Consider the following 19,622-nt stretch of genomic DNA (forward strand, 5'->3'; position numbering starts at 1 on the left):
AATTTTTATAAGAGTTCAATTTATGAGCGAAAAACGCATTACGGAAGACCATCGCTACGCCGGGCTGGCGTTAGCCGAGGAAGAGCTGGTGGCGCGGGTGGCGTGGTGTTACTACCACGACGGCCTGACGCAAAACGACATCGGCGAGCGTTTGGGGCTGCCGCGGCTGAAGATTTCCCGCCTGCTGGAGAAGGGTCGCCAGTCCGGGGTGATCCGCGTGCAAATCAACTCGCGCTATGAAGGCTGTCTGGCGCTGGAAAGCGAACTCCAGCAGCGCTTTGGCCTCAAGATTGCTCGCGTGCTGCCGGCGCTCAACACCCCGCCGATGAATACCCGGCTGGGGATCGGCGCGGCGCAGTCGCTGATGGGGATTCTGCAACCGGGACAGCTGCTGGCGGTCGGCTTCGGCGAAGCCACCATGAGCTGCCTGCAGCATCTCAGCGGCTTTATCGGCTCGCAGCAGGTGCGGCTGGTGACCCTCTCCGGCGGCGTCGGCCCCTATATGACCGGCATCGGTCAGCTGGATGCCGCCTGCAGCGTGAGCATTATTCCGGCGCCGCTGCGGGTCTCGTCGGCGGAGGTCGCCGAAATCCTGCGCCGCGAATCCAGCGTGCGCGATGTGATGCTGGCGGCGACGGCGGCGGACGCGGCGGTGGTTGGCATTGGCGCTATCGATCAGCGGCGCGACGCGACCATTCTGCGCTCCGGCTATATCAGCGAGGGCGAACAGCTGATGTACGCCCGCAAAGGGGCGGTCGGCGACATTTTAGGTTATTTCCTGCAGGCCGACGGCCGGCCGGTAGAGGGGCTGGAGATCCATCGGGAACTGCTCGGCGTGACCCTGGATGAGCTGGCGCAGCTGCCGACCATCGTCGGCGTCGCCGGAGGAGAACAAAAAGCGCAGGCGATTCATGCCGCTCTGATTGGCAAGCGGATTAATGGCCTGGTAACGGAAGAGACAACAGCACGCGCGGTGCTCGCGCTGGCCTCCTGAAGGCCCGGCGCCGCGCGACAACAGCGAGGCGCATGTCATGAGTTACCTGTTAGCGTTAGATGCCGGGACCGGCAGCATTCGGGCGGTCATTTTCGATCTCAATGGCCGCCAGCTGGCAGTGGGCCAGGCCGAATGGAAACACCTGAGCGTCGATAACGTCCCCGGCTCGATGGAGTTCGACCTTACCACCAACTGGCAGCTGGCCTGCCAGTGCATTCGCCAGGCGCTCGACGCCGCCCGGCTCTCTCCCGCCGATATTCAGTCCGTCGCCTGCTGTTCGATGCGCGAAGGGATCGTCCTCTATGACCGCAACGGCGAGGCCATCTGGGCCTGCGCCAACGTTGATGCCCGCGCCAGCCGCGAAGTCGCGGAGCTTAAAGAGATCCACGACTATCGTTTTGAATCCGAGGTGTACGAGGTCTCCGGGCAAACGCTGGCGCTTAGCGCGATGCCGCGCCTGCTGTGGCTGGCGCACCATCGGCCCGATATCTACCGCAAGGCGGCGACCATCACCATGATCAGCGACTGGCTGGCGGCGAAGCTTTCCGGCGAGCTGGCGGTCGACCCGTCAAACGCGGGCACCACCGGCATGCTCGATCTGTTCAGCCGCGACTGGCGTCCGGCGCTGCTGGATATGGCCGGGCTGCGCGCCGATATGCTGTCGCCGGTGAAAGAGACCGGCACGCTGCTGGGCGCCGTCACCGAAGCGGCAGCCCAGCAGAGCGGCCTGCGCGCCGGGACGCCGGTGGTGATGGGCGGCGGCGACGTGCAGCTCGGCTGCCTGGGGCTCGGGGTGGTGCGCGCCGGACAAAGCGCAGTGCTCGGCGGCACCTTCTGGCAGCAGGTGGTGAATCTGCCGCAGGTGCGCACCGACCCGCAGATGAATATTCGCGTTAACCCTCACGTCATTCCCGGCATGGCGCAGGCGGAGTCCATCAGCTTTTTTACCGGCCTGACCATGCGCTGGTTCCGCGACGCCTTCTGCGCTGAAGAAAAGCTGATTGCCGAGCGCCTCGGCGTCGATGCCTATTCGCTGCTGGAGGAGATGGCCAGCCGCGTACCCGCCGGTTCCCACGGCGTGATGCCTATTTTTTCCGACGCCATGCACTTTAAGCAGTGGTACCACGCCGCGCCGTCGTTTATTAACCTCTCCATCGATCCGGAGAAGTGCAATAAAGCCACTCTGTTCCGCGCCCTGGAGGAGAACGCGGCGATTGTCTCCGCCTGCAACCTGGCGCAGATATCGCAGTTTTCCGGGGTGACTTTCGATAGCCTGGTGTTTGCCGGCGGCGGCTCGAAGGGAGCGCTGTGGAGCCAGATCCTCAGCGACGTCACCGGCCTGCCGGTGCGGGTGCCGGTGGTCCGCGAAGCCACCGCCCTCGGTTGCGCCATCGCCGCCGGCGCTGGCGCCGGGCTGTACGGCGACATGGCCAGCGCCGGAGAAAAGTTAGTGAGCTGGCACCGCGAGTTCACCCCTAATCCGCAGCATCGCGAGCTGTATCAGGAGATGATGAGCAAATGGCAGTCGGTCTATGCCGATCAGCTTGGTCTTGTCGATAGCGGGCTGACAACGTCGATGTGGCAGGCGCCGGGCCTCGAACGCCGCCAGCGCGCTGTGTCTTCCCCCTCACCCTAATCCTCTCCCGGCGGGAGAGGGAACCGTTCAGCGCGAAGCCTGACTTTCAGTGCCCGCTTGCCCCTCTCCCTTTGGGAGAGGGGCAACGCTTCGCCGTTCTTTGAATCCCATCACAATCACCGCACTCCCCTTTTCCCTTTTTCTTCACGACGGCTAAATTAGTAACTCATCCGACCACATAACAATAATTTTACATTGGAAGCCATTATGAGCCGCTATCCGTCGCTTTTCGCCCCGCTTGAGCTGGGCTTCACTACCCTCAAAAACCGCGTGTTGATGGGCTCCATGCATACCGGTCTGGAAGAACTGCCCGACGGCGCGCAACGGTTAGCGGCCTTTTACGCCGAGCGCGCGCGGCACGGCGTGGCGCTGATCGTCACCGGCGGCATCGCGCCCGCCCCGTCCGGGGTGACCATGGCCGGCGGCGCGGTACTCAACGATGCCAGCCATCTGGCGCATCATCGTCAGATCACCGACGCGGTACATCAGGAAGGCGGTAAAATCGCCCTGCAGATCCTGCACACCGGGCGCTACAGCTACCAGCCCGCGCTGGTCGCCCCCTCTCCTCTGCAGGCGCCGATTAACCGGTTCACCCCTCATGAGCTGAGCCACGATGAGATCCTCACGCTGATCGATGATTTTGCCCACTGCGCCCAGCTGGCGCGGGAAGCAGGCTATGACGGCGTGGAGGTGATGGGCTCTGAGGGCTATCTGATTAACGAATTCCTCGCCGCGCGCACTAACCAGCGCAACGATCAATGGGGCGGCGATTACGCGCGCCGGATGCGTTTCGCTGTTGAAGTGGTCAAGGCCGTACGCCAGCGCGCCGGTCACGATTTCATTATCATCTACCGTCTGTCGATGCTCGATCTGGTTAACGACGGCAGCACGCTGGCGGAAGTCACCGCGCTGGCCAAAGCCATCGAGGCGGCGGGGGCGACGATCATCAACACCGGCATCGGCTGGCACGAAGCGCGCATTCCGACCATCGCCACTCCGGTACCGCGCGGCGCCTTTAGCTGGGTCACCCGCAAACTGAAGGGCGCCGTGTCGATCCCGCTGATCACCACCAACCGCATCAACGATCCGCAGGTCGCGGAGGCGATCCTCGCCCGCGGCGATGCCGACATGGTCTCAATGGCCCGCCCGTTCCTTGCCGATGCCGAATTTATGTCGAAAGCGCAGAGCGATCGCGCCGATGAGATCAACACCTGCATCGGCTGCAACCAGGCGTGTCTCGATCGGATCTTCGTCGGCAAAGTCACCTCCTGTCTGGTCAACCCGCGCGCCTGCCATGAAACCCTGATGCCGGTCCTGCCTGCCAACGCCCCTAAGCGGCTGGCGGTGGTCGGCGCCGGGCCTGCCGGTCTGGCCTTCGCGGTTAACGCCGCCGCCCGCGGTCATCACGTCACGTTGTTCGATGCCCTCCCGGAGATCGGCGGCCAGTTTAATATCGCCAAACAGATCCCCGGCAAAGAGGAGTTTCATGAAACCCTGCGCTACTACCGTAGAATGCTCGATCTTAACGGCGTCGATCTACGTCTGCACACCCGCGTCACGGCAGACGATCTGCTGGCGTTCGATGAGACGATCCTCGCCACCGGCATTGCCCCGCGCCAGCCGGCGATCGTCGGGATCGATCATCCCAAGGTGCTCAGCTACCTGGATGTCTTACGCGATAAAGCGCCGGTTGGCGCGAAGGTGGCGATTATCGGCTGCGGCGGCATCGGCTTCGACACCGCGATGTATTTAAGCCAGTCGGGGGTGGCCACCAGCCAGGATATCGGCGAGTTCTGTCGCGAATGGGGTATCGATACCAGCCTGCGGACGGCGGGCGGGCTGCGTCCTGAAGGCCCGCAGCTGAGTCAAAGCCCGCGACAGATTGTGATGCTGCAGCGCAAGGCGAGCAAACCGGGCGACGGGCTCGGCAAAACCACCGGCTGGATCCACCGCGCCACGCTGCTGGCGCGCGGCGTGAAAATGATCCCGGCGGTCAGCTATGAGAAGATCGATGATGAGGGATTACACGTGACGATCGGCGGCGAGCGCCAGCTGCTGGCGGTGGATCATGTCGTGATCTGCGCCGGTCAGGAGCCGCGCCGTGAACTGGCGGATCCGCTGCGCGCGGCGGGGAAAACGGTGCATTTGATCGGCGGCTGCGACGTGGCGGCGGAGCTGGATGCGCGCCGGGCGATTGCCCAGGGCACGAAGCTGGCGCTGGCGATTTAGCCGTGTCCCGGGGGGCGGCGCGATGCGCCTTCCCCGGGCTACCACGATAATCCCGAACGGTAGCCCGGCTAAGGCGACAGCCGCAAGCCGGGGAAATAGCCACACGGATCAGCGCTGTTTACGCACCTTCGTTGCTTTCAAAATGACAAACTTATTGTTCGTCGCAATCGTCGTGCAGTTACCAAAAGCGCGCTTCAGCTTACGGAAGTAGTCGAGATGACGGTTGCCGACGACGTACAGCTCGCCGCCGTATTTCAGGCTGCGGCGGGCGTCGTTAAACATCTGCCAGGCGATATGGTCGGTAATGGCGTGCTGCTGGTGGAACGGCGGATTGCACAGGATCGCCGTAAAGCGGTCCGGCTCAATGCCGGAGAGCGAGTTGTTGACCATAAATTCACAACGGTCAATATCGTCCGGCAGGTTGTGCTCAACGTTCAACCGGCTGGAAGCCACCGCCATGTGCGACTCATCGGTGAACATCACGCGGGCATGGGGGTTCTGCGCCAGCGCCTGCAGGCCTATCACCCCGTTGCCGCAGCCGAGATCGGCGATCTCGCCTTCTAAATCAGACGGTAAATGCTGCAGGAAGAAGCGCGCGCCGATATCCAGACCGCTGCGGGCAAAGACGTTGGCATGGTTGTGGATGGTCCACGGCGTGCCGTCCAGCTTCCAGCTGTAGGTTTGCGGCGCATCGGCAAGCTCAGGGGCGGTGAAAACGCAGTGGATCAGACGCGCTTTTTTCCACGCCAGCGAGGTGGTGGTGGTGCCGAGGATCTTTTCAAACAGCGCCAGCGTCGAGTTATGCACATCGCGCGCTTTCGCCGCGGCGATAATGCGGGTTTCCGGCGTCACCACTGCGCGCAGGGCGCGCAGCTGCTGTTCCAGCAGCGCCAGCTGCTTTGGCACCTTAATCAGCACCAGCGCCGGCGCGGCCGGCAGCGGGCTCAGGCTATCCTGAAAACGCACACTCTCTTCATCAATGCCGTTCATCCGCAGGTTGTGGCGGGTCGCCAGCTCGGAGATAAAGGAGTCGTTGATGCTCACCGGGTTGCGTTCCGCCAGCGCGCAGGCGAGCGCGCCGAAGCCGTCGTTGAAGATGAGCGTCAGGCCGTCGACGTCATTCACCTGTTGCAGCAGATATTCATCCGCCGCTTCCCACGCCTGAAGCGCTTCTTCTTCAGCGTTAGGTGGGAACCGCTCTAATGTGAATAACTCACCGTTTAACTCTGCCTGGCTCATCGCCTCTCCGCCTCCGGAATAGTAAAACCCGCGAGTTTATACGCAAATCCTGTCCAGTTGAAGAGAGATCGCTGATCATCGCCGCTCAGCGTAGATCGCTCTCGTCATCGGCTCGCAGCAGCGTTATCGAGGCGCGGGCGCCGGGCATCAGCTGCTGCAGATAGCCTACCAGCCGCTCTCCCGCCTCATGCAGGGCCGACAACGGCATCGCCGGCAGGCTTTCGAGAATAAACCACATCGTCTGCGCGCCGCTGTCCAGCCGGGTGCGTACGCCCTGCCGCCAGTTCCAGCGTCGGCAGGTTACGCCTATATCATCCCGCCAGATGACTTCGCCCGGCTCCGGATATTCCACCACCGGCTCTGCCGATTTCAGCGTATCGAATGGCTCATCGCCGCGGGCAATGGCCAGCCGCGGTTCGCCACGGTAGGCGGCCAGATTTTCCCCACCGACCGGGATGGCATAGCGAATGCTGATCGCGTTGTAGATATCCACCACCGGATCGATGGCCGGCAGGCTCCCCTCTTTCAGCACCCGCTTGCGCAGCGCCTGCGCCGAACAGGGGGTACGTTTCGCCTTCGCGCCGAAGGCGCTGAACGCTTCATCCCATGCCGCCAGGTGCGCTTGCGCCCAGGGCACATCATCCTGCTGCACCGCCAGGCAGGCCTCGGCCAGCGCCTGTTCCGCGACGGCGGGATTGGCCACCGGCGCGCTCTCCACCACAATACTTAATGCCCGAAAGCCCGGCGCCAGGCGGCTGACCGCAGATTCGATTGACGGCGTTACGCTACGCATTCGATAATCCTGTAATGACCAATTTGTTTCATCATAGTGACCAATGAACGTAAAAGTCAATATAACGACCGATTCAGGATCTGATGTCGACCAGGTAAGTCGCGCCGTCGCCACGCGGCTGAAGGCCTACCGTAAAGCGAAAAAAATGTCGCTGGACGAGCTGTCGCGCCGGGCCAGCATCAGCAAAGGCATGCTGGTCGAGATGGAAAAAGAGGCCGCCAACCCCAGCATTGCGATCCTCTGCAAACTCGCCGCCGCGCTGGGCGTCTCGGTGGCGGATATTGTCAATGTGGCTAGCGAACCCGTGTTGCATATTATTCCCGCCGAGCAGATCCCCACCCTCTGGCAAGGCCCGCTGGGGGGCAGCGCCAGGCTCCTCGCCGGCACCGCCGGGCCGAATATGATTGAGCTGTGGCGCTGGGAGATGCAGCCCGGCGAAGCCTTTACCTCGCCCGGCCATCCGGCGACGACCTTCGAGCTGCTGCACGTGGAAGCCGGCGCGCTGACGCTGACGCTTGGCGAAACCTGCCGCACGGTGGCGGCCGGGGAATCCGCGGTGGCCCGTACCGAAACAGAGCACGGGTACCGGAATGCGGGGCCCGCGCCGCTGGTCTTTACCATGACCGTGGCTGAACTGCCCTCCTGACAGACATAATGATAAGACGATGACAAAACTCATTTATTTACAGGGCTATCCTGAATCGCTGCTGGCGCAGGTGACCACGTTAATCGAGCAAAACCGCCTTGGGGAGGTGCTGCAAAAGCGCTATCCGCAAGGGCACGACGTTAACAGCGATAAAGCGCTATATCAGTACACCCAGGATTTGAAAAACCGCTTTCTGCGCGGAGCGGCGCCGATCAACAAAGTGATGTACGACAGTAAGATCCACGTGCTGAACAATGCGCTCGGCCTGCATACCGCCATTTCCCGCGTTCAGGGCGGCAAGCTGAAAGCCAAAGCGGAGATCCGCGTGGCGACGGTATTTCGCGACGCGCCGGAGGACTTTTTGCGGATGATCGTGGTCCATGAACTGGCGCATCTGAAAGAGAAGGAGCACAACAAAGCCTTCTACCAGCTGTGCTGCCATATGGAGCCGCAGTACCATCAGCTGGAGTTCGACACCCGCCTGTGGCTGACGCACCTTTCGTTAAATCGTTCTGCGTAGTCACGCACTGGTTTTGTCATGGGGGCATGATAGAGTGACGACAGGTTCCCTTTAATGGAGTTCGTCACCGTTTATGATACGTTTCGCAGTTGTTGGCACAAACTGGATCACTAAGCAGTTTGTCGATGCCGCCCATGAAACCGGCAAATATAAACTTACCGCCATCTACTCCCGCAGCCTCGAACAGGCACAAGCCTTCGCCAATGACTATCCGGTCGAGCATCTGTTTACCTCGCTGGAGTCGCTGGCGCAAAGCGACGCCATTGACGCGGTATATATCGCCAGCCCGAACTCCCTGCACTTCCCGCAGACGCGGCTGTTCCTGAGCCACAAAAAGCACGTCATTTGCGAAAAACCGCTGGCGTCGAATCTGCAGGAGGTCGAGGCGGCCATCGCGGTGGCGAAAGCCAACAACGTGGTGCTGTTTGAAGCCTTCAAAACCGCCAGCCTGCCCAACTTTCTGCTGCTGAAGGAAACCCTCGGCAAAGTGGGTAAACTGCGTAAAGCCTTCATTAACTACTGCCAGTACTCTTCGCGCTACCAGCGCTATCTCGACGGCGAAAACCCCAACACCTTTAATCCGGCGTTCTCCAACGGTTCGATTATGGATATCGGCTTCTATTGCCTGGCGTCCGCTGTGGCGCTGTGGGGCGAACCGCGGGCCGTTCATGCCACCGCCAGCCTGCTGGACAGCGGCGTGGACGCCCAGGGCACCGTGGTGCTGAGCTACGGCGACTTCGACGTGACGCTGCATCATTCCAAGGTGAGCGACTCGGCGATCCCCAGTGAAATTCAGGGCGAAGACGGCGTATTAGTGATCGAAAAAATCTCCGAGTGCCAGAAGCTGGCGTTTGTGCCGCGCGGCGGCAAAGCCCAGGACCTGACGCAGCCGCAGCATATCAATACTATGCTGTACGAGGCGGAGACCTTCGCGCGGCTGGTGGAAACAGAGGATGTCGACCATCCGGGCCTGGCAGTGAGCCGTATCACGGCGAAACTGTCGAGCGAAATTCGTCGCCAGACCGGGGTGATCTTCCCGGCCGATACGCAGCCGCTGGCGTAAAAGAGTGTAAAGGCCCGTCTGGCCGCCATTGACGAAAACCGCCCCGTGACATATTTTGTTACGAGCAAAGGGGAGTAACTTCCTTGCCGGCCGATCGTCATTACGATGCGTGTAACACCGCATCCGGTCGCCGGGCAATTACCAAAGCCCATCGCGATGAACTTTGGTTGTTGTAAGTGAGACCTTGCCGGAAGGCGAGGTCTATGCATAAAAGCGCAGCGGCTGCCGTCTTCCGACGTCAGCCGTTTTTGTTTTTATGTAAGGAATATCAAATGAATACTGTCGGCACGCCGTTGCTATGGGGTGGATTCGCTGTCGTCGTCGCGATCATGTTGGCGATCGACCTGCTGCTTCAGGGACGACGCGGTTCGCATAGCATGACCATGAAGCAGGCCGCTGGCTGGTCTATCCTCTGGGTCACACTTTCTCTGTTGTTTAACGCCGCGTTCTGGTGGTATTTGGTGCAAACCCAGGGCCGCGCCGTCGCCGATCCGCAGGCCCTGGCCTTCCTCACCGGCTATCTGATTGAAAAAGCGCTGGCGGTCGATAACGTCTTCGTCTGGCTGATGCTGTTCAGCTACTTCGCCGTGCCGCCTGCACTGCAGCGCCGGGTGCTGGTGTATGGCGTCCTCGGGGCGATTGTTCTGCGCACCATTATGATCTTCGCCGGCAGCTGGCTTATCTCCCAGTTCGACTGGCTGCTGTACGTCTTCGGCGCCTTCCTGCTGTTTACCGGCGTGAAGATGGCGCTGGCGAAAGAGGACGATTCCGGCATCGGCGACAAACCGCTGGTGCGCTGGATCCGCAGCCATCTGCGAATGACCGATAAAATCGAGAGCGAGCGCTTCTTCACCCGTAAAAACGGGGTGCTGTTCGCCACGCCGCTGCTGCTGGTGTTGATTCTGGTCGAGCTGAGCGATGTGATATTCGCCGTCGACAGTATCCCGGCGATCTTTGCGGTCACCACCGACCCGTTTATCGTGCTGACCTCGAACCTGTTTGCCATTCTCGGCCTGCGCGCCATGTACTTCCTGCTGGCGGGGGTCGCTGAGCGCTTCTCGATGCTCAAATATGGCCTGTCGGTGATCCTGGTGTTTATTGGCGTGAAGATGCTGATCGTCGATTTCTACCATATCCCGGTCGCCATCTCGCTGGGGGTTGTGGGTGGTATCCTGACCGTCACGCTGTTGATTAACGCCTGGGTCAATAAGCAGCACGACAAGCAGCGCAAACTGCCTGAGTAACCTGCCTGGCGCGCCGTCGGCCCCCGCTGGCGGCGCGGTAATCGGCTATAGCAGATCTTTTCGTAACGATAATGCCTGCTCATGTCACAATTATGTTGCTACATAGTTAAAAAATAAGATCCAGATTAAAATCACAGTATTTTGCGCTTCCCGCCCGTCATTCTTTCCGTATACTCGACTATGCAAACATATACTTACATCCTGACATAAACGTAACAAATAATACGTGGCTGGGATGGCTTGCTACATCACTGGAAGGAATGAATTATGACCACACGCACTCCCTCATCAGGGTGGCTTTCCCGCCTGGCACAAGGCAGCCTGGTGAAACAAATTTTAGTCGGCCTGGTACTTGGCGTGCTGCTGGCGCTGGTCTCTAAGCCTGCGGCCATCGCCGTCGGCCTGCTGGGGACCCTGTTCGTCGGCGCGTTAAAGGCGGTAGCGCCGGTGCTGGTATTGATGCTCGTCATGGCCTCGATCGCCAACCATCAGCACGGACAAAAAACCAGTATCCGCCCCATTCTGTTTCTCTATCTGCTGGGCACCTTCAGCGCGGCGCTGACCGCGGTGTTGTTCAGTTTTGTCTTTCCCTCGACCCTGCACTTAACCACCGCCGCCGACAGCATCACGCCGCCGTCGGGGATTGTTGAGGTGCTGCGCGGCCTGCTAATGAGTATGGTGTCCAACCCGATCGACGCCCTGCTGAACGCCAACTATATCGGTATTCTGGTGTGGGCGGTAGGCCTTGGCTTCGCCCTGCGTCACGGTAACGACACCACTAAAAACCTGATCAACGATGTCTCCCACGCGGTGACCTTTATCGTTAAAGTGGTGATCCGCTTTGCGCCGCTGGGGATCTTCGGTCTGGTCTCTTCCACCCTGGCGACCACCGGTTTTGAAACCCTGTGGGGTTACGCTCAGCTGCTGCTGGTGCTGGTGGGCTGTATGCTGCTGGTAGCGCTGGTGATTAATCCGCTGCTGGTGTTCTGGAAGCTCCGCCGCAACCCCTATCCGCTGGTGCTGACCTGCCTGCGCGAAAGCGGCGTCTACGCGTTTTTCACCCGCAGCTCCGCCGCTAATATTCCGGTGAATATGGCGCTGTGTGAGAAGCTGAACCTGGATCGCGATACCTATTCGGTCTCCATTCCGCTGGGGGCAACCATCAATATGGCGGGCGCGGCAATCACGATCACCGTGCTGACGCTGGCGGCGGTCCATACGCTGAATATTCCGGTGGATCTGCCGACGGCGCTGTTGCTAAGCGTGGTTGCTTCGCTGTGCGCCTGCGGCGCCTCCGGCGTGGCGGGCGGTTCGCTGCTGCTGATCCCGCTGGCCTGTAATATGTTTGGTATTCCGAACGATGTGGCGATGCAGGTGGTTGCCGTCGGCTTTATTATCGGCGTGCTGCAGGATTCTTGCGAAACCGCGCTGAACTCCTCCACCGACGCCCTTTTTACCGCCGCCGCCTGCATGGCGGAAGACGACCAGCTGGCGAAAAACGCCCTGCGTAGCTAATGCCTTTCCCCTCCGCTACCGTGCGGAGGGGCTCTCTTCCTGCACCGCGTTTTCAACCCTGAACGGATCGATACCCCGCTTTTGCATCCGGCGGAAGCGAATAATGTTCAGGCCGTTGACGATCAGGAAGCTGCCTTCAATCAGCGTCCCGCCGATGGAACCCAGCCACAGGTTATGCGTCACCCAGCAGGCGGTGGAGCACCACATCACGCAGCGGACGGTCAGCCCTTTACAGCGAAACAGCGCCCAGGTGCTGGCGACAGTGCCAATAATCGGCAGCAGCTCCATAGCATGCTGCAGCTTGCCAAGGCCGAGGATCAGCGTCAGCAGGATAAAGATCGTCATCACCCACAGGCTGCGGGTGCGCAGGGAAATAACCGTGCGGAGCGCATTAAGCCCGGCGCTCATCCCGGCAGGCGCGGCGCCCATCAGGAAGAAATGGACGCCGATAACGCCGCTATAGACCGCCAGCTGAAGCCTGAAGCGCCGTTCGTCGCGGTTGATAAAGGTGGTAATGCCGATAAGAAAGGCGATGACGCCGACGCCCTGGGCCAGCCAATATGCGGTCATGAAAGCTCCCTGAGAGAAAAAAACAAACGGCGCTTCACAGGCTGAAACGCCGCTGTTGCTTACCCGATGACGCTGCGCTATCAGGCCAATGCGCGATCAACGCCGCCCGGGCGCCAATATGAATGCGCCTTTACAGGGTAACACCGCTTTTAAAGATGGCCAGCTCGCGGAAGTCATTCTGCTCATTACAGGTCGGTTTGCCGTTGGCGAAAGCCACAATGGTATCCACGAACTCCTCCAGCAGCTGCGGCATCGCTTTGCCGTGGATCAGCTGTCCGGCATCGAAGTCGATCCAGTGCTTTTTCTTTGCCGCCAGCTCGCTGTTGGTGGCGATCTTCACCGTCGGCACAAAGCCGCCGTACGGCGTGCCGCGGCCGGTGCTGAACAGCACCATATGGCAGCCGGCGCCGGCCAGCGCGCTGGTGGCGACGGCATCATTGCCCGGCGCGCTCAGCAAGTTCAGACCATGTACCTTCAGACGCTCGCCGTAGCGCAGGACATCCACCACCTGGCTGGAGCCCGCTTTCTGGGTACAGCCCAGCGACTTATCTTCGAGGGTGGTGATCCCCCCGGCCTTGTTGCCCGGCGAAGGGTTTTCGTAAATAGGCTGGTCATGAGCGATAAAGTACTGCTTAAAGTCATTGACCATGGTCACCAGCTTGTCGAAGGTCGCTTCGTCGCGGCAGTGGCTCATCAGCAGCTGTTCGGCGCCGAACATCTCCGGCACTTCGGTAAGCACGGTGGTGCCGCCGTTGGCGATCACATAGTCTGAGAAGCGCCCCAGCATCGGGTTAGCGGTGATGCCGGACAGGCCGTCCGACCCACCGCACTCGAGGCCAAACTTCAGCTCGCTCAGCTTGCCCGGCTGACGTTTATCCTGACGCATCACGTCATACAGCTGGTGGAGATGCGCCACCCCCGCCTCCACTTCATCGTCCTGATGCTGACAAACCATAAAGTGCACGCGCTGCGGATCATACTCGCCCAGCGTTTCGCGAAAAGCATCCACCTGGTTGTTTTCACAGCCAAGGCCCACCACCAGCACCGCTCCGGCGTTCGGGTGGCGGACCATATTCTGCAACATGGTGCGGGTGTTGATGTGGTCGTCCCCGAGCTGTGAGCAACCGTAGGTATGGCTGAAGAGATGCACCCCATCGATATCTTCGGCGCCGTTCGCCTCTTTCAGAAAACGGTTCTGCATCTGACGGGCCATGGCGTTGACGCAGCCGACGGTCGGCAGGATCCATAGCTCATTGCGCACCCCAACGTCGCCATTGGCGCGACGATAAATCTGCACTTCGCGATCCGCTGGCTGCGGCGGTTGGGCAACCTGCTCCGGTTGATAGCGATACGCGTCAAGGTCGCTGAGATTGGTGCGCGTATTGTGCGCATGGACATGCTCGCCCGGCGCGATATCCGCCAGCGCATGGCCAATCGGCAACCCATACTTAACGACGTTTTCCCCTTTCGCGATAGCGCGCAGTGCAAACTTGTGTCCGCGAACGATATCCTGACCGAGGGTGACCGGGTCATTGTCGATCGTCACCACGCTACCGGCCGTCATATCCGCCAGCGCGACCGCGACGTTATCCTGCGAATGGATTTTGATGTATTGCATATCAACCGACCTCTGGTCTTAGTTCAGTTCAATGGCGAAATAGTCACGCGCATTGTTAAAGCAAATGTTTTTCACCATCTCGCCCAGCAGCGCGATATCCGCAGGCGCTTCGCCGGCGGCCACCCAACGGCCGATCATCTGGCACAGAATACGACGGAAGTATTCGTGGCGGGTGTAGGAGAGGAAGCTGCGGCTGTCGGTCAGCATCCCGACAAAGCGGCTCAGCAGGCCGAGCTGCGCCAGCTGGGTCATCTGCCGCTCCATGCCGTCTTTCTGATCGTTGAACCACCAGCCGGAGCCGAACTGCATCTTGCCCGGCATCCCTTCGCCCTGGAAGTTACCGATCATGGTGCCCAGCACTTCGTTATCGCGCGGGTTCAGGCAGTAGAGAATGGTTTTCGGCAGCAGGTTCTCTTCGTTCTGCTTGCTCAGCAGCTTAGACAGCTCTTCAGCCATCGGGCGATCGTTGATCGAGTCAAAGCCAACGTCCGGGCCTAACAGTTTGAACTGACGCAGGTTGTTATTGCGCAGCGCGCCGATGTGGTACTGCTGCACCCAGCCGCGACGGGCATACTCTGCGCCGAGGAACACCAGCACCGCGGTTTTGAACTGCGCCACTTCGCGTTCGCTGAGGGTTTCGCCAGCCAGGCGACGCGCCAGAATGGCGTCCAGCTCGGCGTCAGTCGCTTCCGCAAACAGCACCACGTCCAGGGCGTGGTCGGAGACTTTGCAACCGTGAGCGGCAAAGTGGTCCAGACGTTTGGTCAGCGCGCTTTGCAGGTCCGCAAAACGGCGAATATCGGTGTCGGACACTTCACCCAGCTTAGCCATATAGTCATTGAAGGTCGCCTGCTCGATGTTGAACGCTTTATCCGGGCGCCAGCTCGGTAACACCTTGATATCAAATGAAGTGTCTTTGGCGACAACCGCATGGTGTTCCAGGGAATCAATCGGATCGTCGGTGGTGCCGACCATCTTCACATTCATCTGCTTCATGATCCCGCGGGCGGAGAAAGCGTCCTGCGCCAGTAACGCATTGCACTGGTCCCAGATCTCATCGGCGGTGGAAGGCGACAGCAGCTTACCTGTAATACCAAATGGGCGACGCAGCTCTAAATGGGTCCAGTGGTATAACGGGTTGCCAATCGTGTGAGGCACGGTGGCTGCCCAGGCGTCAAATTTCTCGCGATCGGAGGCATCACCGGTACACAGACGCTCCGGCACGCCGTTGGTGCGCATCGCGCGCCATTTATAGTGATCGCCTTTCAGCCAGATGTCATACAGATTTTTGAAACGGTAATTTTCGGCAACCTGCTGCGGCGGAAGGTGGCAATGGTAGTCGAAAATAGGCTGATCTTTGGCGTAATCGTGGTACAGGCGGCGGGCAAATTCGCTATCGAGTAGAAAATCTTCGGTCATAAACGGTGTCATTCGTGTGTCCTCTTCGCTCCGGAGCGGGAGCCTTTCAGATGATTGACTACAATGCTGACAAAGTTATCACACCAATTTCTACAGACCGAACTGTTTTTCGTGAGTTAGATCAATAAACGCTGATAAAAAAAACCGTCTGCGCGCGGCAAACATCTCGCCAGGGCGCGCCGTATCTGGCTTTCTTCGCCAATCATAAAGACCACACTAACTTTCCCGCTTTTGTGACAGCACTCAACTTTTAAAGTTGTATGACAAGTTATCTTTCTGCCGTCGCAACATATAAACCGACGGAATGCTTTACCGGTGTTTATGGCATCGGCTTATACGGAATGGATACCGACTTTTTACATAACAACTGATGGTAAGGTTCGGGCCAGAGGGGACCGCCCTCCTGAACCCTCCGTTTCGCTTTCCCGACCGCGTATCGCCGTCAGGAGAGGCCGCACCTGGTGCGGAGAAATTACAGACGATGAGGTTTACATGCGTAAAATTAAAGGGTTACGTTGGTACATGATCGCACTGGTGACGCTGGGCACCGTGCTGGGCTACCTGACCCGTAACACCGTGGCGGCGGCCGCGCCGACGCTGATGGAAGAGTTACACATCTCGACCCAACAGTACTCCTATATCATTGCAGCCTATTCCGCTGCCTATACCGTCATGCAGCCTGTCGCAGGTTATGTCCTTGATATTCTGGGGACTAAAGTCGGCTATGCCTTCTTCGCTATCGCCTGGGCGATATTCTGCGGCTCGACCGCCCTCGCCGGCAGCTGGGGCGGACTGGCGCTGGCCCGCGGCGCGGTGGGCGCGGCGGAAGCGGCGATGATCCCCGCCGGGCTGAAAGCCAGCTCCGAATGGTTCCCGGCAAAAGAGCGCTCTATCGCGGTGGGCTACTTCAACGTAGGTTCCTCTATCGGCGCCATGATCGCGCCGCCGCTGGTGGTGTGGGCGATCGTCATGCACAGCTGGCAGATGGCGTTCATTATCTCCGGGGTTCTGAGCTTCGCCTGGGCCATCGCCTGGCTGATCTTCTACAAACACCCGCGCGACCAGAAGAAATTATCTGACGAAGAACGCGACTACATCATTGGCGGCCAGGAGTCTCAACACCAGACCAATAACGCGAAGAAAATGTCGCCGTGGGAGATCCTGCGCAACCGTCAGTTCTGGGGTATCGCTCTGCCGCGCTTCCTCGCCGAGCCGGCCTGGGGGACCTTTAACGCCTGGATCCCGCTGTTCATGTTTAAGGTTTACGGCTTTAACCTGAAAGAGATCGCGATGTTCGCCTGGATGCCGATGCTGTTCGCCGACCTCGGCTGCATCGTCGGTGGATACCTGCCGCCGCTGTTCCAGCGCTGGTTCGGCGTTAACCTGATCGTGTCGCGTAAAATGGTGGTCACCATGGGCGCCCTGCTGATGATTGGCCCGGGGATGATCGGCCTGTTCACCAGCCCGTACGTGGCGATTGCCCTGCTGTGCATCGGCGGGTTTGCTCACCAGGCGCTGTCCGGGGCGCTGATTACCCTCTCTTCCGACGTCTTTGGCCGTAACGAAGTCGCTACCGCCAACGGTCTGACCGGGATGGCCGCCTGGCTGGCGAGCACCATGTTCGCCCTGGTCGTCGGCGCGCTGGCAGACACCATCGGCTTCAGCCCGCTGTTTGCGGTACTGGCGGTCTTTGACCTGCTGGGCGCGCTGGTCATCTGGACGGTGCTGAAAAACAAACCGGCTGACGATGACACGACGCCGCTTAGCAGCCGCAAACCGGCCACCCAGAGTTAGAGACGCTTCTGCTGAGGTGATCGCCTGCCAAGCCGCCTTCTCAGGCGGCTTTTTCATCCCTGCCAGTGGTGGAAATCGCGTAAAAGTGGTATAACAAATCGAATATTGTCGCCATCTTGCGGGAGCGAATATGGAAATCATTGAACCACGCCGTCTTTATCAGCAACTTGCCGCTGAGCTGAAGACGCGCATCGAACAAGGTGTCTACCTTGTAGGGGATAAGCTGCCCGCCGAGCGCTTTATCGCCGATGAAAAAAACGTTAGCCGCACCGTGGTTCGTGAAGCCATTATCATGCTGGAAGTGGAAGGCTATGTCGAAGTCCGCAAAGGGTCGGGCATTCACGTCATCTCCAACCATCCGAAATACCAGCAGGTGGCCGATGAAAGCCTGGAGTTCGCCAACTATGGCCCCTTTGAGCTGCTGCAGGCGCGGCAGCTTATTGAAAGCAATATCGCCGAATTCGCGGCCACTCAGGTGACCAAGCAGGACATCATGAAGCTGATGGAGATTCAGGAGAAAGCGCGCAACGAGAAGTGTTTCCGCGACTCCGAATGGGATCTGCAGTTTCACGTCCAGGTGGCGCTGGCCACGCAGAATAGCGCCCTGGCGGCGATCGTGGAAAAAATGTGGACCCAGCGCGTGCATAACCCGTACTGGAAAAAGCTGCATGAGCATATCGACCTGCGCACCGTCGATAACTGGTGCGACGACCACGATCAGATCCTGAAGGCTCTGCTGCGTAAAGATCCGAACGCCGCCAAACTGGCGATGTGGCAGCATCTGGAAAATACCAAGCAAATGCTGTTTAACGAAACCAGCGACGACTTTGAATTTAATGCCGATCGCTACTTATTTGCCGAAAACCCGGTGGTTCATCTCGATACAGCGGCCAACGGCGCGAAATAAGCCTTTATCTCCCCGGCGCGCGGCCCCTGCGCGCCTGTTCCCCAGACAGGCTGGGGTAAGCAAAACATATATAGTGTCAGCCTGTGTAAATCCTCTCGCCTCCCATCGCCGCAATCAGCAAAATCAACGAGCAACACCTTGCAATTTCTCTGACGGAAAGTCAGGTGATTTGTTACAATTAGATGCATTTTGCCGTTCTGGGAGTAGGTATCGACTTACTTCAATTTTATACAGGGAAGCGTTCAGAGCGCCGAAGCAGCGACCATAATCTCATAAAAATCTTGTCGCCCTACATGCCGCGCGCTCAGACGTGCCGTTAACCGATGTACCAGGAATCGTGAATGGAACTATTAACCCAGTTATTGAATGCCTTGTGGGCTCAGGATTACGAAACGCTCGCGAATCCCTCCATGATTGGCATGCTGTATTTTGTCTTGTTTATGATTTTGTTCCTTGAGAACGGGTTACTGCCTGCCGCGTTTTTGCCGGGGGACAGCCTGCTTGTGCTCGTGGGCGTGCTGATCGCCAAAGGGGCGATGGGCTTTCCGGAAACGTTGCTGCTGCTCACCGCCGCCGCCAGCCTCGGCTGCTGGCTGAGCTACATCCAGGGGCGTTGGCTGGGCAATACGCGGATCGTGCAAAACTGGCTGTCGCATCTGCCCTCTCACTATCATCAGCGCGCGCATCACCTGTTTCATAAACATGGGCTCTCCGCGCTGCTGATCGGCCGCTTCATCGCCTTCGTGCGCACGCTGCTGCCGACCATCGCCGGGCTTTCCGGCCTCAATAACGCCCGCTTTCAGTTCTTTAACTGGATGAGCGGCCTGCTGTGGGTGCTCATCCTGACCTCGCTGGGCTATCTGCTGGGCAAAACCCCGGTATTCCTTAAGTATGAAGATCAGCTGATGTCCTGCCTGATGCTCCTGCCGGTTGCGCTGTTGGTCTTCGGACTGGTCGGCTCGCTGGTGGTGCTGTGGAAGAAAAAATACAGAAGCCGGGGCTAATGATGGTCACAAAACGCCCTTCCCTGCGCCAGCTGAGCTGGCTGCTGGGTGGCTCTCTTCTGCTCTGCGCGCTGTTCTGGCTATGGCTGGCGGTGCAGCAGCAAGAGGCCACGCTGGCGATCCGTCCGGTTGGCCAGGGCGTCAGTATGCCGGATGGTTTCTCCGTCTGGCATCACCTCGACGCCAACGGTATCCGCTTCAAGAGCATTACGCCGCAAAAGGATGGCCTGCTGATTAAGTTTGATTCCACCGCCCAGGGCGCGGCGGCGAAAGAGGTTCTCGGCCGCGCTCTGCCTCATGGTTATATTATCGCCTTGCTGGAGGACGATAACTCGCCCACCGCCTGGTTATCCCGCCTGCGCGACGCGCCGCATCGGCTCGGGTAAACGGCCGTCAGACTGCGTTTTTAACGCAGTCTGGTGGTTTCCCGC

17 protein-coding genes are annotated in these 19,622 nt (G+C 59.5%); 12 read left to right on the plus strand and 5 right to left on the minus strand.

Translation table 11 applies throughout. The features are described from left to right. Positions 1 to 22: 22 nt before the first annotated feature. The 3 genes from lsrR (at position 23) to ACOI7D_RS14120 (ending at position 4,859) form a co-directional block, all read left to right on the plus strand. A complete protein-coding gene (gene lsrR, locus ACOI7D_RS14110) occupies positions 23 to 994 on the plus strand; it encodes a transcriptional regulator LsrR (protein ID WP_004206105.1) in 972 nt (323 codons plus the stop codon). Between the two features lie 37 nt (positions 995 to 1,031). Beyond that, positions 1,032 to 2,630 (plus strand): autoinducer-2 kinase, encoded by a 1,599-nt coding sequence (lsrK, locus tag ACOI7D_RS14115; protein WP_023291078.1) that lies wholly within the window; start codon positions 1,032 to 1,034, stop codon positions 2,628 to 2,630. Between the two features lie 207 nt (positions 2,631 to 2,837). After that, positions 2,838 to 4,859 (plus strand): NADPH-dependent 2,4-dienoyl-CoA reductase, encoded by a 2,022-nt coding sequence (locus tag ACOI7D_RS14120; protein WP_109546887.1) that lies wholly within the window; start codon positions 2,838 to 2,840, stop codon positions 4,857 to 4,859. A gap of 108 nt (positions 4,860 to 4,967) precedes the next feature. Here ACOI7D_RS14120 and rlmG read toward each other — a convergent pair whose 3' ends face one another. After that, complete coding sequence (gene rlmG / locus ACOI7D_RS14125; protein WP_023291080.1) at positions 4,968 to 6,098, minus strand: 23S rRNA (guanine(1835)-N(2))-methyltransferase RlmG; 1,131 nt, start codon at positions 6,096 to 6,098, stop codon at positions 4,968 to 4,970. A gap of 85 nt (positions 6,099 to 6,183) precedes the next feature. After that, the gene (locus ACOI7D_RS14130) at positions 6,184 to 6,891 is read right to left on the minus strand and encodes a B3/4 domain-containing protein (protein ID WP_072420637.1); all 708 of its coding nucleotides are present in this window, start codon (positions 6,889 to 6,891) and stop codon (positions 6,184 to 6,186) included. 43 nt (positions 6,892 to 6,934) lie between these two features. Here ACOI7D_RS14130 and ACOI7D_RS14135 point away from each other — a divergent pair, with 43 nt between their 5' ends. The 5 genes from ACOI7D_RS14135 (at position 6,935) to sstT (ending at position 11,879) form a co-directional block, all read left to right on the plus strand. After that, positions 6,935 to 7,537 carry a helix-turn-helix domain-containing protein gene (locus ACOI7D_RS14135; protein WP_109546886.1) on the plus strand — a complete coding sequence of 201 codons (603 nt, stop codon included), beginning with the start codon at positions 6,935 to 6,937 and terminating at the stop codon, positions 7,535 to 7,537. Positions 7,538 to 7,556: 19 nt separating this feature from the next. Further along, on the plus strand, positions 7,557 to 8,057 hold the full coding sequence (locus ACOI7D_RS14140; RefSeq protein WP_023291083.1) for a M48 family metallopeptidase: 501 nt from the start codon (positions 7,557 to 7,559) through the stop codon (positions 8,055 to 8,057). A gap of 73 nt (positions 8,058 to 8,130) precedes the next feature. Beyond that, positions 8,131 to 9,120, plus strand: a complete 990-nt coding sequence (locus tag ACOI7D_RS14145; protein WP_023291084.1) for a Gfo/Idh/MocA family protein — start codon at positions 8,131 to 8,133, stop codon at positions 9,118 to 9,120. Positions 9,121 to 9,392: 272 nt separating this feature from the next. Beyond that, positions 9,393 to 10,364 carry a TerC family protein gene (locus ACOI7D_RS14150; protein ID WP_004188496.1) on the plus strand — a complete coding sequence of 324 codons (972 nt, stop codon included), beginning with the start codon at positions 9,393 to 9,395 and terminating at the stop codon, positions 10,362 to 10,364. 267 nt (positions 10,365 to 10,631) lie between these two features. Beyond that, the gene (gene sstT / locus ACOI7D_RS14155; RefSeq protein ID WP_023291085.1) at positions 10,632 to 11,879 is read left to right on the plus strand and encodes a serine/threonine transporter SstT; all 1,248 of its coding nucleotides are present in this window, start codon (positions 10,632 to 10,634) and stop codon (positions 11,877 to 11,879) included. A 15-nt stretch (positions 11,880 to 11,894) separates the two neighbouring features. Here sstT and ACOI7D_RS14160 read toward each other — a convergent pair whose 3' ends face one another. The 3 genes from ACOI7D_RS14160 to uxaC form a co-directional block, all read right to left on the minus strand. Further along, positions 11,895 to 12,449: a YgjV family protein gene (locus ACOI7D_RS14160; RefSeq protein WP_065882620.1), complete on the minus strand. Its 555-nt coding sequence runs from the start codon at positions 12,447 to 12,449 to the stop codon at positions 11,895 to 11,897. Between the two features lie 130 nt (positions 12,450 to 12,579). Beyond that, complete coding sequence (locus tag ACOI7D_RS14165; protein WP_044524824.1) at positions 12,580 to 14,067, minus strand: UxaA family hydrolase; 1,488 nt, start codon at positions 14,065 to 14,067, stop codon at positions 12,580 to 12,582. A gap of 18 nt (positions 14,068 to 14,085) precedes the next feature. Continuing rightward, positions 14,086 to 15,498 (minus strand): glucuronate isomerase, encoded by a 1,413-nt coding sequence (gene uxaC, locus ACOI7D_RS14170; RefSeq protein ID WP_023291088.1) that lies wholly within the window; start codon positions 15,496 to 15,498, stop codon positions 14,086 to 14,088. Between the two features lie 480 nt (positions 15,499 to 15,978). Between uxaC and ACOI7D_RS14175 the strand changes: the two genes are divergently transcribed. The 4 genes from ACOI7D_RS14175 to mzrA all read left to right on the plus strand — a co-directional run bounded on the left by ACOI7D_RS14175 (position 15,979) and on the right by mzrA (position 19,577). Continuing rightward, a complete protein-coding gene (locus ACOI7D_RS14175; protein WP_023291089.1) occupies positions 15,979 to 17,280 on the plus strand; it encodes an MFS transporter in 1,302 nt (433 codons plus the stop codon). Positions 17,281 to 17,410: 130 nt separating this feature from the next. Beyond that, positions 17,411 to 18,187, plus strand: a complete 777-nt coding sequence (gene exuR / locus ACOI7D_RS14180) for a transcriptional regulator ExuR (protein ID WP_004206120.1) — start codon at positions 17,411 to 17,413, stop codon at positions 18,185 to 18,187. A gap of 341 nt (positions 18,188 to 18,528) precedes the next feature. Continuing rightward, the gene (gene yqjA / locus ACOI7D_RS14185; protein ID WP_023291090.1) at positions 18,529 to 19,191 is read left to right on the plus strand and encodes a DedA family general envelope maintenance protein YqjA; all 663 of its coding nucleotides are present in this window, start codon (positions 18,529 to 18,531) and stop codon (positions 19,189 to 19,191) included. Beyond that, positions 19,191 to 19,577 (plus strand): EnvZ/OmpR regulon moderator MzrA, encoded by a 387-nt coding sequence (gene mzrA, locus ACOI7D_RS14190; RefSeq protein ID WP_162543105.1) that lies wholly within the window; start codon positions 19,191 to 19,193, stop codon positions 19,575 to 19,577. Before yqjA ends, mzrA begins: the two co-directional genes overlap by 1 nt. Positions 19,578 to 19,622 lie beyond the last annotated feature (45 nt).

This window comes from Klebsiella sp. C360 (assembly GCF_048822415.1).
GTDB classification, from domain to species: domain Bacteria; phylum Pseudomonadota; class Gammaproteobacteria; order Enterobacterales; family Enterobacteriaceae; genus Klebsiella; species Klebsiella quasipneumoniae.